Annotated in this window: 15 protein-coding genes; 10 read left to right on the top strand and 5 right to left on the bottom strand. The window is 45.2% G+C overall.

The genetic code is table 11. The features are described from left to right. The first annotated feature begins 86 nt into the window (after window positions 1-86). The 6 genes from ABE021_RS00415 to ABE021_RS00390 all read left to right on the top strand — a co-directional run bounded on the left by ABE021_RS00415 (window position 87) and on the right by ABE021_RS00390 (window position 7,125). The gene (locus ABE021_RS00415; RefSeq protein WP_430286182.1) at window positions 87-1,037 is read left to right on the top strand and encodes an ABC transporter permease; all 951 of its coding nucleotides are present in this window, start codon (window positions 87-89) and stop codon (window positions 1,035-1,037) included. Further along, complete coding sequence (locus ABE021_RS00410) at window positions 1,030-1,980, top strand: iron chelate uptake ABC transporter family permease subunit (RefSeq protein WP_430286181.1); 951 nt, start codon at window positions 1,030-1,032, stop codon at window positions 1,978-1,980. The genes ABE021_RS00415 and ABE021_RS00410 overlap by 8 nt, the downstream gene beginning before the upstream one ends. Then, window positions 1,977-2,738 (top strand): ABC transporter ATP-binding protein, encoded by a 762-nt coding sequence (locus ABE021_RS00405; protein WP_125101431.1) that lies wholly within the window; start codon window positions 1,977-1,979, stop codon window positions 2,736-2,738. Before ABE021_RS00410 ends, ABE021_RS00405 begins: the two co-directional genes overlap by 4 nt. 23 nt (window positions 2,739-2,761) lie before the next feature. After that, the gene (locus ABE021_RS00400) at window positions 2,762-3,739 is read left to right on the top strand and encodes a siderophore ABC transporter substrate-binding protein (protein ID WP_430286180.1); all 978 of its coding nucleotides are present in this window, start codon (window positions 2,762-2,764) and stop codon (window positions 3,737-3,739) included. A gap of 109 nt (window positions 3,740-3,848) precedes the next feature. Then, complete coding sequence (locus tag ABE021_RS00395; RefSeq protein WP_430286179.1) at window positions 3,849-5,795, top strand: flagellar assembly protein A; 1,947 nt, start codon at window positions 3,849-3,851, stop codon at window positions 5,793-5,795. A gap of 94 nt (window positions 5,796-5,889) precedes the next feature. Continuing rightward, entirely contained in the window at window positions 5,890-7,125 is a 1,236-nt protein-coding gene (locus ABE021_RS00390) for an MFS transporter (protein WP_430286178.1), read from the top strand. A gap of 28 nt (window positions 7,126-7,153) precedes the next feature. Here ABE021_RS00390 and ABE021_RS00385 read toward each other — a convergent pair whose 3' ends face one another. From ABE021_RS00385 to ABE021_RS00365, 5 genes are read right to left on the bottom strand one after another with little or no spacing between them, the layout of a single operon-like run. Then, window positions 7,154-7,666 (bottom strand): glycosyl-4,4'-diaponeurosporenoate acyltransferase, encoded by a 513-nt coding sequence (locus ABE021_RS00385; RefSeq protein WP_430286177.1) that lies wholly within the window; start codon window positions 7,664-7,666, stop codon window positions 7,154-7,156. Window positions 7,667-7,690: 24 nt separating this feature from the next. Then, a complete protein-coding gene (locus tag ABE021_RS00380; RefSeq protein ID WP_430286176.1) occupies window positions 7,691-8,818 on the bottom strand; it encodes a glycosyltransferase family 2 protein in 1,128 nt (375 codons plus the stop codon). Between the two features lie 52 nt (window positions 8,819-8,870). Further along, entirely contained in the window at window positions 8,871-10,376 is a 1,506-nt protein-coding gene (locus tag ABE021_RS00375; RefSeq protein ID WP_430286175.1) for a phytoene desaturase family protein, read from the bottom strand. Window positions 10,377-10,407: 31 nt separating this feature from the next. Then, window positions 10,408-11,265, bottom strand: coding sequence for a phytoene/squalene synthase family protein (locus ABE021_RS00370; RefSeq protein ID WP_430286174.1), 858 nt, complete (start codon window positions 11,263-11,265; stop codon window positions 10,408-10,410). 14 nt (window positions 11,266-11,279) lie between these two features. Continuing rightward, window positions 11,280-12,800, bottom strand: a complete 1,521-nt coding sequence (locus ABE021_RS00365) for a phytoene desaturase family protein (RefSeq protein WP_430286173.1) — start codon at window positions 12,798-12,800, stop codon at window positions 11,280-11,282. 235 nt (window positions 12,801-13,035) lie between these two features. Between ABE021_RS00365 and ABE021_RS00360 the strand changes: the two genes are divergently transcribed. From ABE021_RS00360 to ABE021_RS00345, 4 genes are all read left to right on the top strand, one after another. Further along, window positions 13,036-13,911 carry a MerR family transcriptional regulator gene (locus ABE021_RS00360; protein WP_430286172.1) on the top strand — a complete coding sequence of 292 codons (876 nt, stop codon included), beginning with the start codon at window positions 13,036-13,038 and terminating at the stop codon, window positions 13,909-13,911. A gap of 97 nt (window positions 13,912-14,008) precedes the next feature. Continuing rightward, window positions 14,009-14,734 carry a uracil-DNA glycosylase gene (locus ABE021_RS00355; RefSeq protein WP_430286171.1) on the top strand — a complete coding sequence of 242 codons (726 nt, stop codon included), beginning with the start codon at window positions 14,009-14,011 and terminating at the stop codon, window positions 14,732-14,734. After that, a complete protein-coding gene (locus tag ABE021_RS00350; RefSeq protein ID WP_430286170.1) occupies window positions 14,724-16,493 on the top strand; it encodes an ABC transporter ATP-binding protein in 1,770 nt (589 codons plus the stop codon). The genes ABE021_RS00355 and ABE021_RS00350 overlap by 11 nt, the downstream gene beginning before the upstream one ends. A gap of 169 nt (window positions 16,494-16,662) precedes the next feature. After that, on the top strand, window positions 16,663-17,256 hold the full coding sequence (locus ABE021_RS00345) for a DNA-3-methyladenine glycosylase (protein WP_430286200.1): 594 nt from the start codon (window positions 16,663-16,665) through the stop codon (window positions 17,254-17,256). The last annotated feature ends 67 nt before the right edge of the window (window positions 17,257-17,323 follow it).

The raw sequence follows: 17,323 nt of genomic DNA, 5'->3' as shown, positions 1-17,323 counted from the left end.
TTGCTATAATGAGACTTGCGGCTAACTGATAATAGTTTTCATTTAAACAAATCAAGCCCGCAAATATCTAGATATCGGAGTTCTTCATGAAGAAACGTTATTTGATGGTTGCGCTAATTCTCCTCTCGCTGCTTTCTTTGTTTGTGGGAGTGAGCCATATTTCACCGAAAGACCTGCTGGACTTCCGCTCCGAGGAAACCGAGATTTTTCTCATTAGTCGGCTGCCAAGATTGCTTGCGATTTTGCTCGCAGGTGCAGGGATGAGTATTACAGGTCTGATCATGCAGCAGCTCAGTCGTAACAAGTTTGTATCTCCGACAACGGCAGGTACATTGGATGCCGCGAAGCTTGGAATCCTCGTTTCGATGTTGTTATTTACGGATACATCCACGATTGAAAAGATGCTCGTCGCATTTGCATTTGCGCTCGGCGGCACTCTATTGTTCATGAAGATTTTGGACCAAGTTAAGTTTAAAGATGCTATTTTCATACCGCTTGTAGGTCTCATGTTCGGGAATATATTGTCGTCAATCACTACTTTTTTCGCTTACAAAGCGAATGTGATCCAAAACATGTCCTCCTGGCTGCAGGGAGATTTTTCCCTCATTATGAAAGGCCGATATGAATTGCTATACATAAGTATCCCCGTTCTTATCATTACCTATCTCTATGCAAACCGATTCACGGTTGCTGGAATGGGTGAGGATTTCTCTAAAAACTTGGGGTTAGCTTATAGAAGAATTGTGAACATCGGGCTAATATTGGTCGCGCTCATTACGACTACAGTGGTGTTGACAGTAGGTGTCATTCCATTTTTAGGATTAATCATCCCCAATATTGTCTCTATTATTAAAGGAGACAATTTGGAGAAAACATTACCACATACAGCCATGCTAGGCGCGATCTTCTTACTCGTGTGTGACATTCTCGGAAGGGTGATCATTTACCCTTATGAGATTTCAATCAGCTTGATGGTAGGAGTTATCGGCAGCGCGATTTTCCTCTATATGCTGTTTAGGAGGAAAGCCTATGCGTAATCGCACGAAGATACTCATTCTCGCTGTTGTTGCTCTCGTTTTCTGCGGACTTTATCTGTTCCAAGATCTAAATGGAAGTTATGATTATGCGTTGCCCCGACGAGGCATCAAAGTGGTTGCCATGGCGTTGACGGGTGTAGCAATCGCCTATTCAACAGTCATTTTCCAAACCATTACCCATAACCGTATTTTGACACCAAGTATTATGGGACTCGATTCCCTATATATCTTGCTGCAAACCGTGCTCATCTTTTTCCTAGGGTCAACTCACATCACGATAGTGAATAAGCAAGTGAACTTTGTGTTATCGGTTGGAGCTATGGTCGTCTTCGCCTTACTGCTGTATCAGTTCCTGTTTAAAGCAGGCAAGCGTCCGATCTACTTCCTGTTACTCGTGGGGATCATCGTTGGAACCTTTTTCCAAAGTATTTCAACGTTCCTGCAAGTTCTGATAGACCCGAACGAATTCTTGCGGGTACAAGACAAATCCTTCGCGAGCTTCAATAACATAAACGGAGACCTTGTCTGGTGGGCCCTCGGGATTCTGATTATTACGCTCCTCATCGGGGGGCGGAAGTTCAACGAATTGGATGTGCTGTCACTCGGTCGTGATACAGCTATTAACCTAGGTGTCAATCACGATAAGATCGTTAAAATGATGCTCATTCTTTCTGCAGTACTTATTGCGGTATCGACAGCACTCGTAGGCCCGATAACATTTTTCGGTCTCATCGTGGCGAATCTATCGTACCAATTTTTCAAAACATACAGGCACTCGATTTTGATTGCAGGTGCATCCGTCATGAGTATCATTGCGCTAGTTGGCGGACAATGGGTTGTCGAACGAGTATTCACATTCTCCACGACACTTAGCGTCATCATTAACTTCGTTGGTGGAGCCTACTTCATCTACTTACTATTAAAGGAGAGTCGATCTGCATGATCCAGGTTCGAGAGTTGACAAAGGCCTATGGGAACAAAGCCGTCGTTGAAAAGGTGAGCGTGGATATACATCCCGGTAAGATCACTTCATTCATCGGACCGAACGGAGCTGGTAAATCGACACTGTTGTCTATGGTAAGCCGGCTGCTTGATGCGGACACAGGCGAGGTGCTTGTGGATAACAACAACGTCAAGAAGATGAAGTCCAATGATTTCTCTAAACGTGTATCCATTTTAAAGCAATCCAACTTCATGAATGTCCGATTGACAATCCGTGAATTGGTGTCTTTCGGCCGCTTCCCTCACTCAAAAGGGCGTCTGCAAGCTGAAGACATTCAAATTGTGAACCAAGCGCTCGACTATATGGACTTGATGAGTATGCAGCATATGTACTTGGAAGAGCTATCTGGCGGTCAAAGACAGCGTGCGTTCATCGCGATGGTCATTGCACAAGATACAGATTATATCCTGCTGGATGAACCCTTGAATAACTTGGATATGAAACACTCCGTACAAATTATGAAGATTTTACGGCGCCTTGTGGATGAACTCGGTAAAACCGTGGTTATCGTTCTTCACGACATCAACTTTGCTTCTGTTTACTCGGATCGCATCGTTGCTTTAAAAGAAGGGCGCGTCGTGAAAGATGGCCCGACCAATGATATTATCAACTCCGAATCACTTCGGGAAATTTATGACATGGATATCCCGATTCAACAAATGAACAATTGTCGCATCTGCGTGTACTTCAACTCATAAACCTAAAGGATGGTATTGAAAACATGAAAAAGCTTACCGTATTCGTTATGGCATTTGCATTGATGCTTGTTTTGGCAGCATGTGGTTCCAAAGATGAAGATAAGAAACCAGAAGCAAACGGTTCAGGATCAGATAACGCATCTGAAAGCAGTGATACAACAGAAACAAAAGAAATGACGTTCAAGCACGAGCTGGGAGAAACGAAATTGGAAGGCACTCCGAAAACAGTTGCCGTATTTGACTTCGGTGTATTGGATACGTTAGACGAATTAGGCGTTGAAGTGGCAGGCGTTCCGCAAGCAACAGTGCCTGCATACTTGGAGAAATATGCTAGTGATGATTACACAAACCTAGGAAGCTTGAAAGAGCCTGATTTTGAAGCGCTTCACGCAATGAAGCCAGACGTCATCTTCATTTCTAGTCGCCAAGCGGACTTGTACGATCAATTTGCAGAAATCGCTCCAACAATCTACATGGGGCTGGATTATACCAACTATATGGATTCTTTCAAGTCCAACATGGGAATCATAGCCCAAATCTTCGATAAAGAAGATGAAATGAAGACTGAACTAGCCGATGTAGAAAAGCAAGTCGAAGAAATTAACGCAAAAGCTTCTGAAACAGATAGTAAAGCATTGATAACACTTGCAACTGAAGGGAAAGTAAGTGCATATGGACCAAGCTCCCGTTTCGGTTTGATCCATGACGTGTTCGGATTTACACCGGCAGATGAAGGAATTGAAGCTTCTACACACGGACAGAACATTACGTTTGAATACATTCTTGAAACAAACCCGGATATCCTTTTCGTAATTGACCGCGATGCGGCAATCGGTAAAGGTGCAAATGCTAAAAAAACTGTTGAAAATGATCTGGTAAAGAAAACAAACGCATTTAAAAACGACAAAATCGTTTATCTTGATGGAGAGTACTGGTACCTTTCTGGTGGCGGACTGAAATCCATGAAGGAAATGATCAAAGAAGTCGAAGCAGCACTATAATTATGTGAAAAAGGCCGATTCCATTCGTGGAATCGGCCTTTTGTGTCTGCCCTGGAAGTCTTCGCTGTGCTACACTTTAGGCAATAGAATGAAGAGAGTGGGAAATGGTATGGGAAAAGCGATTACGGTGCGTGGGAAGTCGGTTGAACAAGCTGTAGAGACGGCGCTTAATATCTTATGCCTCGATTTGTCCGATGTACATATCCATGTGAACAGAACTGCTGATTCGAGCGAATCCAATGGAGCCGGCAGATTTGCGGAAGTGACAGTGACGCCAGTACGCTACCATGCGCTGACTAGTGATTTTCCGGCGGATGGATCCGGACAAGCAGGTATCAGGATCCGAGGCGGACAAGTTGAAGTTCGTGAAACGTCAGCTACTTCTCTTCCGTCAATTGAAGCGGGAAACGGAGTAATAATCATTGTGAATGGAGAGAAAATAGAGGGGAGAAAACAAGTTTCGGAATCGGACATTGTCCATATTCGAACACTAGATGAGTTGACCCGGGCTCAGTTATCCATCACCGTCAGAGACCAAGGAGCCCTTGCGCTGTTAACGGTAGTGCCAGGGAAAAAAATCACCCGTACTGTAAGAGATACAGAATATGATTACAATCTGACAGCAGAAACTGATGATGTCCATGAGGTCGTAAACGATTTGTCACAACGAATGATCCGGGATGCCTGTGATCAGTTGGGAATAAGCGCTCCATTAGACAAACGAGTGCTGTGGGAAGCTTGTGAGACAGTTGTACCCTATGAAGCCATAGTCGCACGAGGCATCTTTCCTAAACCTGGGCTTGACGGAGATGTTGAAGTACAGATTGACGTGGAGGGTATAACCCTCGCTGATGAAGGAAAAGTGAATTACAGAAAGCAGGCTTCGATGCAACTTGTTCAGCATGGTCAACTTGTGGCAGCCGTTCTTCCGCCAATTCCTGGCCAATCCGGAGAGGATGTGTTTGGAAATGAGATTAGGGCTGAAGACGGACAGACAGCAGCAATCCGTTTAGGTAAGAATGTTACACAAACGGGAAATCATATCTTTGCGAATTGTTCCGGCAATCTTGTGTTAGAACGTATGGATCACATGATTTTAATAGATATCGCTGACTCACTGGAAATGGATGAAGTGGACTTTGCGAGCGGGAATATCCATTTCGATGGGGATGTAACTGTGAAAGGGAGTGTCAGTCATGGCTCCATCCTGGACGTAACAGGAACCATTGAAATTGGCGGTGAGATTAGTAAGGCAGAATTGTATGCAGGGAAGACCGTTCACGTAGCTGGACATGTCTCGTCATCGACGATTGAAGTAGGGCAACAACAATCTCCAGATGCAAAATACGCCACGGAATTGGAGGGGCTGCTCCCTACACTCTGCAAACTAGGATCGTTCATCCAAGACATTGGGGCATTCCGTAAGGTGGAATTATCTTCCTTGGATGGGCAAGAGATGAAAAGGCTATTCCGTATAGGATTCGGCGATGCCTATCCTTCTTTCCAGGAACAGCTGCAAACGTTCTCACAGCGCAGAGAACCGATTGCAACAGATACTGACTGGTATGAGTTACAGACGACTTTGTACAATATATTTGTGAATACGTTGAATTCAGGCGTAAAGGACGGGCGGGAGTTTCTTGACCTGATATCCAAGGCGCAGCAGTTGGCAGCACGTCATCTTCCGAAGACAACATTGACATCTGAACGTTTGCGTCTTCCATATGCAGTGAATAGTACATTGAAGTGTGCAGGTACGATTGAAATCACAGGGAGTGGTCTGGCTCAATGTAATGTCCATGCCCAGCTGGATCTCCTGGTAGAAGGTGTTTGTCGAGGAGGGGAGCTTGTTGCAGATCAATACGTATCCATTCGGGAATGTGGCTCTAAACGCGGTGGACAAACAATTGTCCGAACAAGAGAAGAAGGATCGATTGTCATTGGAATCGCACATGCAGGTACGGTTTTAGTGGTAGGAGAGCAATCCTACCACTTGTTGGAAACCCAACTTGGTGTAAGCGCAAAACTACATAAAGGAGTGTTGACTGTCCGTTAAAGGATGTCTGAAATAGTTCTTTACCCAAACACTAAACAATTGTATAATGACATGTGTCATGACAGTAGTTCGGACAACGAAGGGGAAAAAGATAATGGCAAACACTGCGAAGCACGCGCCTTCAAAATCTCAAGGGCAGAAAACGATTTCTCGTAACAAATTACTTGCAATTTCAGGCACAGGTTGGATGTTTGACGCAATGGATGTAGGGATTCTCTCTTTCGTGATTGCAGCAATTGCTGTCGAGTGGAATCTAGCTCCAGCAGCAATCGGATGGGTTGGGAGTGTCAACTCATTAGGGATGATGTTCGGAGCGATCGGGTTTGGCCTATTAGCTGATCGAATCGGAAGAAAACAAGTTTTCATGTTAACATTAGTGCTATTTTCGGTAGCGAGTGGATTATCTGCACTCACGACAACGCTTACAGCATTTCTTATATTACGTTTTTTTGTAGGGGCAGGACTTGGCGGAGAATTGCCCGTCGCATCGACTTTAGTTTCTGAAAGCGTAGAAGCGAAAGAGCGAGGCAGGGTCGTTGTCCTTTTGGAAAGCTTTTGGGCAGCAGGATGGCTGATCGCTGCGCTGATCGCTTACTTCGTCATTCCTACGTACGGTTGGAGAGCGGCTCTCATCATTACAGCGTTACCTGCATTTTATGCAATCTATTTACGACGCAACTTACCGGACTCTCCAAAGTTTGTACAAGCTGGAGTGGCGAAGCAATCGATCGGGGAGAAAATAACGGCACTATGGGCAAAACCTTATAGAAGACGTACACTGATGCTCTGGATTGTTTGGTTTACAGTCGTCTTCTCTTATTACGGCATGTTTTTGTGGCTGCCGAGTGTGATGGTCCTAAAAGGCTTCGCGATGATCAAAACCTTCGGCTACGTCTTGCTGATGACGCTAGCCCAGCTCCCAGGTTATTTCTCTGCGGCATGGCTTATTGAGCGGACAGGCCGTAAGTTTGTTCTGGCGACGTACTTGATCGGAACAGCACTGAGTGCATTGGCCTTCGGAAATGCAGATACGTTAGCGATGCTGTTGGTATTCGGCGGATTGCTGTCGTTCTTTAACTTAGGTGCATGGGGTGCGTTATATGCATATTCACCAGAGCAATATCCAACATCAATCCGTGGAACGGGAACGGGTATGGCTGCAGGAATCGGCCGGATTGGTGGAATCTTTGGTCCTTTATTGGTCGGTTCCATGTTAACAGCAGGGTATGGATTCGGGATGATTTTCGGGATTTTCTGCGGTGCGATATTAATTGGGGTACTTGCGGTAGTGTTCTTAGGGATGGAAACAAAACAAATGGAACTTGAGTGAAATATAGGAAAACGTTAAAACAAGCCTCTTAGCGGATGGACGATTCCGCTTGAGGCTTGTTTTGTTTACTGCTAACCAACCGCTCCAGACGCGGGCGATTATATCGTTGAGCAATAATTATCGGTACGTTGAACAGAACGGCATACGCAACATTTAGCCAACCTGCCCAAATAGGATTCCAAAGGAAAAAGAGCGCTGCGGGGACAATCGACATCCAATGAGTCAATTCAGCTCTTCTGGATTCGACGATGAATTCATCCAATGACGCACTATCCTTCCCGTGAAGAGATTTTTTGTTATACCCGTTTCGGACAAACATCGTACCGTCCGGAATGAGTTGTTTCCATCTCTTTACATGAAAGAGCCGCTGCCATATATCCCCGTGTTGCTCAAAACGTAGTGTCCTGAAAAAGCGTTCGTTGTGTATGAACCAACGAAAAGGGATCCGAACGGTGCAGAAGGAAATTGAGAGATGAAAAAACGCCCATGCAACTGCATCTAACAGGACCACCCAAACGATTGGTAATTCAATTAAGGGCATTTCCGAATCACCTCGAATGTCTGATTAAACTTGGACATCACGTCCGCGCCATGTGACCGTTTTACGAACATGGGTCAGATAAAGGGAGTACACGAATATGACGGTGAACATGAGTAATAAAATGGGGTAAAACGGAAAAATCCACCACGAGAAATTACCGGTTCGTCGTGCTAGCCAGGCCATCTCTATGACATTCAGTAAGTAAAGAACTCCGGCAGTCATGATCCAGGAGCTAGAACCGAATAGGCTGGAAAGTAGGAGAAGAGCAGGGGTCACCAATCCACCTGTAATCCACAGATTGACAAGCATCATAACAAAGGGGTGGGTAGACTTGGAGGCAGTGCCAAAATTCTTTGTCCAACCTTCCAATAGCTGATGAAAACCTTCCGGATACATTCGAAAACGAACGATTCCCCGTCCTCCGTAACACCGGACAGGCAATCCTTGCTCTTGGAACTCTTCACCGAGCGCCAAGTCGTCCATGACAGCCCCTCGAATCCCTGCGTGCCCGCCTGTTGCATCGTAGTCAGCACGATTACACAGAATACACGGACCGAATGATCCTGCACTTAATAGCCGTTCTCCGAATGGTGTGAACACATTCATACCTGCCATGACAATAATATTGAAAATAGTCGAAGCGTTTTCGTAAACTTGTTTAATTTGATGGTATGGCTGAAGGGATAAAATTCCTTTCCCTCCCAATTTTTCGTAGGAAGCCACATAACGCAATAAGCTATCTGTTTCTTCAAATGCTGTATCCGCATCCATGAATAACAGAAGTTTCCCTTCAGCTGCCTGAGCACCAATCCAGCATGCGGCTGATTTCCCGATCCAGCCATCTTCTAGATCCTTATTTCGGATAACGCGGGCATTGTATGCATGCGCCACTTCACTTGTCCGATCTTCACTGTCATCGTCAATAACAATCGTCTCAAACGCAATCCCTTCTTGTTGCGATAGAGACTCGAGCAACGGAACAATCCGTCGTTCTTCGTTGCGAGCCGGGATAATGACGGAGACGAGTGACGGATGTTGTTGTTCAAGTGAATCTGGAGAAGAGGGAACAGGGTATCGCCAAAACATAAGCAATCCGCTCGCAAGACCGAGCAGAGAAATAATTGCAGCGAGTACAAAAGGCCAGACTAACACCTGGAATCCCCCTTTCTAAAATCTACTGACGATAGTGCCGATCGATTTCCCTTCATGTTTCCAATGAGCGATCACGCTTCACGATTTTTTCGCTCACTTGCTGACCGCTCAGCGTTACCATGGGCATGCCGCCGCCGGGATTCACAGTACCGCCGACAAAGTAAAGGTTATCGTAAAGTTCACTCTCTTTTTTGTGCTTAAACCCGCTATTCTTCTTTTTATCGGAAACTGTACCGTAAATCGCTCCTCGATCGGATCCATAGGTCCGCTCAATATCGTGGGGAGTCCATATGTCACGAGTCACAATATGATCCCGTAATCCATGCAAGCCCATCCGCTCCAACTTATCGAGAACGCGTGCCTCCAACTGTAAGTAATCATCCGCTGAAAACGGGTTGTCTTGCAGATAGGGAATGTGTGGTAGAATTTTTAGATTCTCGTGACCCGGCGGTGCTTGTGCCGGATCGGTCTTATTCGTGTTAACGACGTAAAGGGTCGGATCGTCCGGTAATTCATGTTTCTTGAAAACCTTATCCATCTGTTCATGCAAGTTCTCGGAGAAGAAGAAATTGTGGTGATTTAAAAAAGGATACGTTTTACTGACTCCGAGATGCATGACGAGGCCGGAACTGGATGGTTCGAATTTCTTCTCGAGTCTGCGCACGAATTTTTTATCTGCCGACACCATCTTCTTGTAAAAAGGGATCACTTCCATATTCGATACATAGTAATCGGCAGTCTTCAAGGTTCCGTCTTCTAGTTCGACACTAGTAATTTGATTCCCCTTATTAGTGTGTGCACGCACAACACCCATACTTGTATGTAATTGAACCCCGGTCTCAATAGCTAGTTTGGTTAAACCTTCAGCTAATTTGTGCATGCCACCTGGTACGTACCAACAGCCCTGGACATGCTGCATGTAAATCATCATATTGAGAACCGCAGGGGCATCATATGGAGAAGAGCCTACGTATTTGATGAAATAAGAAAGCATATCGCGCAGATGGGGGTCGCTGATTCGTTTTGAAATCGCTTCATACATCGTTGACGAAAGATCGAACCCCCTTAGAGACGAGATCAGCCCATGGTGTGCAAGTATTTCTTTCGTCGTATCCAGGCCCTCTGCGAAGTAGCCGGTTTCTGTTGTGTCATAGAGTCGTTTTGCATATTTTAAGAACGAATAATATTCTTTTATATCACCACGAGTGAGTGAAGGGTTTCCCCGTTCCATCAGGCGCAGATCCCCATACAAATCCAGGACTGTGCCGTCTGGAAAGAAGGAGCGCCACTCGTGACTGAGTCGAGTCATGAAGACATAATCAGCCATGCGTTTCCCGCTGCCACGGAACAACTTCTCGAAAATGTGCGGCATTGTTAATATGGACGGACCAAGGTCGAAGCCGAAGCCGTCCTGTTCCAGGCGGTTCAATTTCCCGCCTAAATGTGAATTCTTCTCATACAAAGAAACGGAGTACCCATTTTGTGCGAGAGAGATCGCAGCAGATAAGCCGCCAAGACCTCCTCCGATAACGAGTACGGATTTGTTAGGGTTCTTCATACACGTATCAACCTTCTTTCCAATGTGCATTTCAACTAATTGAATCAGCTAGAATACGGATCATCTCGCGTTTGGTCACGAAGTTTTTCCGAGCAAAACAATCGTAGCCATTCTGGCGGACACTCGTCAAAATCCCACGATAGACTTGTGCGGAAGCAAGAACAGCAAATTGGCTGTCTTTGTCAAATTCCGATATGAAACCAAGGAATTCCTCATACAGAACTTCAGCACGATTGGCTAAATGTTCCCAGACACGGACGAAGCTATCGGTAATTTGAGAATTAGCCAGTTGGTCAACGTTGTATCCAACTCTCTTCAGCTCTTCAATAGGCAGGTAGATCCGTCCTTTCTCGCGATAGTCTTCACCCACATCTCTTAAAATATTCGTCAATTGCATAGCTACACCTAGACTGACTGCAGCATCTGTGCAATCACGCTTGGAATCCGAAGCAATGATCGGGAGGAGCATTCGGCCAACTGAACCCGCAACGTAGTAGCTATACGTTTCCACATCATCCATTGTTTTAGGAGGGGAAAAGGCTATGTCCATCCGCTGACCTTTGAGTTGATCGTAAAAAGGCTCAATATCCATTTCGTACGTGTCAAAGACGACGCCCAGAGCACGCCATAAAGGGTGGTCGATTTCTTGCCCTTGTGCAAAACGGTTCAGTTCGTCTGTTAACTTATCTATCGCAACTAACTGTGCAACATTGCTGCGATTTTCGTCTACACTATCATCCGCTGTCCGGCAAAATGCGTAAATCGCATAAACAGCTTGGGCTTTCTTTTCGGGAAGTCTGGAAAATGCATAATAAAAACTTTTAGAGTGTCTTTTGATAATCTGTTCGCAAAACGCAAAATCGTCTTGGGCGGACAGTTGGGTCGTCATGAAAAGTCCCCCTTTCAGCGGGTGTGGAATAGGATTCCTTTGTCATCGTGCAAAAGTTCTTCTGTGGCAATGCGGGCGGACAATAAGACAATGGGAACACCGGCACCGGGATGAGTGCTGCTGCCTGTGAAGTAAAGGTTTTCACAATGTGTAGCTTTACTTTGCGGCCGCAGATGATTACTTTGCGAAAGTGTAGGCTGAAGACCGAAAGTGGCGCCGTTATGAGCATTGAAGCGCTGTTCGAAATCAGGTGGTGTCATGTACGACTCAGAAACGATGTCCTGTTTAACATTTTCAAAGCCTCTCACTTTTTCCAGTGCATCTAATATATAGCCCCTGTAATGCTGTATCGTTTCATCATTCCACTCATACTGTGAGCATGACTTGTCAGACACAGGCACAAGTATGTAGAGTCCGTCTTTTCCTTCAGGTGCAAGACTTGGATCGAGCTTTGAACCGATGTATACGTAGAATGACGCGGTGTCCAGACGTTTCCCGGTAAAGATATTATTCAAGTTGCGCTCTAATTCTTCATTGAATATGAAATTGTGAGCATTAGGCACTTCATCATATTTTTTATCCATTCCTAAATACATCAGGAAACAGGAGCAAGAATATTTCATATTGTCAATCTTCTTATCGGTATATTTTCCTTTAGCTTTTGGTTCTAGTACAAGATTTTTCATGGCATAGGGGAAATCCGCATTACACATTACAAAATCAGAAGCAATCACTTCTCCATTGAGGCGAATTCCTTTAGCTTGGCCATTCTGGATGATAATCTCATCAACTGTTGAATTGTAATGTACAGTACCTCCTAATTCTTTGAATAATCTCTCAAGGGATTGGGCCATCGTATACATACCGCCTTTTATGAACCAAACGCCGTAAAGGAACTCGATCATCGGAATCATGGTATAGAGAGAAGGGCCACTGTATGGAGAAACGCCGATGTACAATGTTTGAAAACTGATCATTTGCTTCAGCCGTTCATTTTTAATGTATTTGCTAATGAATGTATCTGCATTATCAAATGTTTTTAATTTTAATCCTTGACGCAGCATGGAGTAGTTGTAAAAGTCCGATGGCTTACGAAATGGTTTTTGAAGGAAATGTTCTTTAGCCACTAGGAAACGTTTATAAATCTCTTGTAAATATTCCAGGAAACCTTGTGCGTCCTCATCTCCGAAAGATTCTAGTGTTTTGGTCAATTCTATTAGATCCGAGCTGATTTCATAATGATCTTCCGGCTGATCTCCGAAATACACACTGTACATCGGATCGAGGCGTTGCATGGGTATATAGTCATCTGGATCGACACCGCAAACTTGAAAAACTTCGCGATAGAGTTCAGGCATCATCACAATGGTTGGACCTAAATCGAACTGATAGCCATCTTGTTGGATTCTATGCATCTTTCCTCCAGGTAACGCTTCTTTTTCGTAAAGTGTGACATCGTATCCAGCATGCTGCAGTCTGCATGCGCTTGCTAGTCCGGCTACCCCGGCTCCTATGACGATAACGCTCTTTTTCAAATTGATCTCCCCAATTCCCTCTTAATAGTTAATTGTTTTACTTGTACAATGTTTTGTGTTAAGGTTGTACAATAAGGACTTGAAAAGCCCTTGAATTATTTAATTTATTCCCATTATACATCATTACAAACATTGTACACGTGTTATGTTTGTACAAGGTTTGGAGGTCATTAGTATAATGGATACAGATATAAAGAATTTGAAAGACCTGCTTTTAGAAAAGAGGAACGAAAGAATGAAAACAAATCAAAAACAAGGTCTTCTTGTAAAGGAAGTTTCTGAACTCACCGGTTTGTCTCGGCAAGTTATTCGTAAATGGGAAGACCGTTATGGAATCGTTTGCCCGAAGCGCCATGAAAACGGCTACAGGCTGTACACGTTTGAAGACGTCGGCACACTTTTGAAAATCTGTAGTTTAAAAGAAAAAGGACATTCTTTGAAAGAAGCATTACACATTCTCCGTTTGCAGGAGATACCGGATGCTATACCCGAAGAGCCATTAAGTGAAGAAGTCGTCGAGCTGTTAGAAAAAGGGGCAAATTATGATGAAGCAGGTCTTTTACTCGTATTGAAGCAAGCACATCACCGATATGGACTGGAAAGTTTTTTAAAGAATACGATCCAGCCATTAATGCTTGAAATCGGCGAACTATGGGCGAAAGGTGAGTGGGATGAGAGTCAAGAAAGCATCACGAGCTTAGTGATTCGTGATTTCTTAGTACAGATTCGAAGAAACTTTGACTTGGGTGAAGGAGCACCTATCATTCTCGGGAGCTGCTTGCCTGACGAAACACATGAAATCCCATTGCATATCATTCTGCTGCAGGCGATGATGCATGGCTGGCAAACCATCGCAGCCGGACCTTCCCCGAAATTGTCCTCCATTGAATACTTAGTGCAACGATTAAAACCGGAAAAGCTGCTCTTATCGGCGACTACATCCCTTCCGTTTGAACAGGACCCGAAGCTGTTTGAGAAGTTGGAGGACATGGCATCGAGATATGAAACGACCGAGTTTTTTTTAGGAGGGCATGGTGTTTACAATCACGAAATCTTTCTAGCCCCGAAAAGAATCAAAATTGCGTACACTATGGAGGACGTTTTGAACTGACATACGAAACGATTCGGAATTCGAACCGTATAACTAAGGGAGTTAGACGAAGTACCTGATGCAATAAGTATATGGAGCAAAGGACGAGGTGATGATTATGAAAGAGAGGCATTCATTTAGAATCCCTGAGTTTGTCGCCGAACTTGGGAAGCAACGTATTGAAGGGTTTCCAGTAGAAGGATTTGTCTATGGTGAAGGTCCGCGTCATCCGAAACTGATGCTGATCGGTGAGGCACCTGGGGAGACCGAAGCGCTAGGGGGCATTCCATTTACGGGAAGAGCAGGAAAAGAGCTTATGAAATCACTTGCTTCCATCGGGCTTACGAGGGAAGACGTCTATATAACGAGTGCCGTACGAAGCCGCCCCTACCGGTATGGTCAGCGAAAAGAAAGAGATGGGACGTTCACCGAACGCAAATACAATCGCCCGCCGACAAAACTCGAGATTCTTGCGCATGCACCCGTTCTCGATTTTGAAATCGCTAACGTACGGCCGGAGCTGATTGTTACACTTGGTAACGTGAGTTTACAGAGACTGATCGGTAAGCATGCCAAAGTGACTGAACTGCATGGGGAGCTGATAAACCAACCCGTGCGTTTCTTGCGTGATCTGGAGGATAACGAGTACGGTTGGACGCAAGAAGCGTATACAATCGTCCCCACTTTCCATCCGGCATCCGTCTTTTATCGGCCTTCTCACCGCCCCGCGTTAGAATCGGATTGGCTTGAAATCGGCAGGATACTTGAAGAGCGAAACGGATTGAACTCCATTGATGAGACCGAGCAAATAATAATTGAAAGCAGGAATGTGAATGGGACATAACGAGAATGCGGGTACAGAAACAAAACAGACGAAAGGTTCTTTGAAAGAGTTTGTCAGTTTGCTGAAACAGTTGGATTGGCCGAAAGGGGTCACAGTAGCAGCTCTAGTATTGGCACTCTTTTCGACGCTGGCAAGTCTTGCCGTCCCTCTGGTGACCAAACAACTTGTCGACTCATTGACAAGCGACTTATTCAACTGGAAAACAGCTATTTTCCTCTTTGCTGTATTTGTTATCCAAGCACTGCTTGGCGGAGTGTCTTACTACATGCTTGCCTATATCGGAGAAACGATTGTCGCGGACTTGAGGACGCGGCTTTGGGGCAAAGTGCTCCGACTGCCAGTCTCTTATTATGATGAAACCGAAACTGGCGAAACGATGAGTCGGATCACACAGGATACGACGATTTTGAAGCAGCTGGTCGCCGATCATTTGGTTTCGCTCATTACTGGTATCATTTCCATCATTGGAGCGATAGGGATTCTCCTCTACCTCGACTGGAAGATGACCCTCATCATGCTCATTAGCATTCCGATCAGTTTCGCGATAATTTTCCCACTGGGCAGGGTGATGCATAAAATTGCAAAAGCGACTCAAGCTGAAATGGCGAAGTTTTCCGGGCTATTAGGTCGGGTACTCGGGGACATCCGTCTTGTGAAAGCCTATCGTGCAGAACCGTATGAACAAGAAAAAGGAGCTGTTGCGATTCGTTCGTTGTTCGGTTTTGGACTGCGAGAAGCGAAAATCCAAGCAGTCATATCTCCAGTGATGACGCTGATCATGATGGGTATTTTGGTGGCGATCCTAGGGTATGGCGGGGCTCAAGTGTCAAAAGGCGCCTTATCCGCCGGAACACTCGTCGCTATAATATTTCTTATGTTCCAGATCATTGTCCCGTTTGCACAAATGGCTCAAGTATTTACAGTATTCCAAAAAGCGGTCGGTGCCACGGAACGTATCCAGCAACTTTTAGGCATGGATAGTGAGCGGACTTCCGGTGTATCGGGAGACCCAGAATCCGTACTTTCATTCAAAGATGTGTCTTTTGCTTACGAAGCTGAGAAACCCATTCTGAAAAACGTGACGTTCCGTGCTGTTCCGGGCACTGTCACAGCTTTTGTAGGTCCGAGTGGCGGAGGGAAAACGACTTTGTTTTCCCTTATTGAACGATTTTACAAACCGATGTCCGGGAAAATCTGTCTTGGAGATCGACCTGTCGACGAGATCGGGCTGAAGGATTGGCGCGGCAGAATCGGATATGTCTCACAGGAGAGTCCCTTACTGAGTGGGACGATTGTCGACAACATCGCTTATGGACTGCCGGAACGTCCTACAATTGAAAGAATACGGAATGCTGCATCGGCGGCAAACGCACTTGGATTCATCGAGGAGATGGAAGAGGGATTCGACACGCTTGTTGGGGAACGTGGTATGAAGCTCTCAGGAGGTCAACGTCAACGGATTGCAATCGCTCGTGCGCTGCTGCACAATCCATCGATCCTTTTACTGGATGAAGCGACGTCAAACTTGGATAGTGGCTCGGAAACACATGTCCAGGAAGCGCTCCAGCGACTTATGCTAGGCCGTACGACTCTGATTATTGCGCATAGATTGTCGACTGTAATCGAAGCGGACCAATTGATCTTTTTGGAGAAGGGCGCTATCACGGGAATCGGAACGCATCAGGAATTATTGAAATCGCATAAGATGTATGAGGAATTCGCTGCAGGTCAAGGGCTTGCGGAGAGTCGCCTCGTATAAGCGGAAAGGACCTTTCGTATAGAAAGGTCCTTTTAATGACCCTAATGATCTCAGATGGTGGATTGCAAACAAGGAAACTTGGGTAGACCTAAAAATACATTGAACAACTTCAACCGGCAGATTGATTCTTTAAGAATTCGCAGCTGTTGAAAAAAAGGAGGAATGCACTATCCATCAGCCAGTTGAGAAAAGCTTCTTTGAAAAGCCGGTACTGGAACTTGCCCAGGAATTGATTGGACAGCTGATCGTCCACGAGCTCCCGACAGGTCCTGTCATCGCAAGGATAGTTGAAACGGAAGCCTATCACGGAGCGGAAGACCAAGCTGCACATAGCTTTCAAAATAGGAGAACAAAGCGGACTGAAGTGATGTTTGGAGAGCCGGGAAGCGTGTATACGTATCAAATGCATACCCATACGTTAATGAATGTCGTCTGCGGACCTGTTGGAACACCGCATGCGATTCTGATTCGTGCAGGTGAACCTGTTGAAGGATTGGAGTTCATGCGTGAACGCAGGGGAGAGAATCTCATTATGAAAGATTGGACAAACGGCCCAGGAAAATTGTCCAAGGCACTTGGGATTACAATGAATTATTATGGTCATCATTGGACGGATCATCCGTTATTCATCGCAAAGTCGGATGCTGTAGGGGAAATTGCCACAAGCCCTCGTATCGGAATCTCAAATGCAGGTGAAGCTGTCCACTATCCTTGGCGCTTTTATGAAAAAGACAATGCCTTCGTTTCTAAATTCCGTCCTTAGGTTTAGAGTTGGCAGAAACGTGGAAACAAATGAAGGTACAACAAAATTTAATGAATCAAAAGGAGTG

Source organism: Sporosarcina gallistercoris, from assembly GCF_050459885.1.
GTDB classification, from domain to species: Bacteria; Bacillota; Bacilli; order Bacillales_A; family Planococcaceae; genus Sporosarcina; species Sporosarcina gallistercoris_A.
Note: the sequence above shows the minus strand (reverse complement) of the source record. Positions and strands in the feature narration are given on the sequence as shown.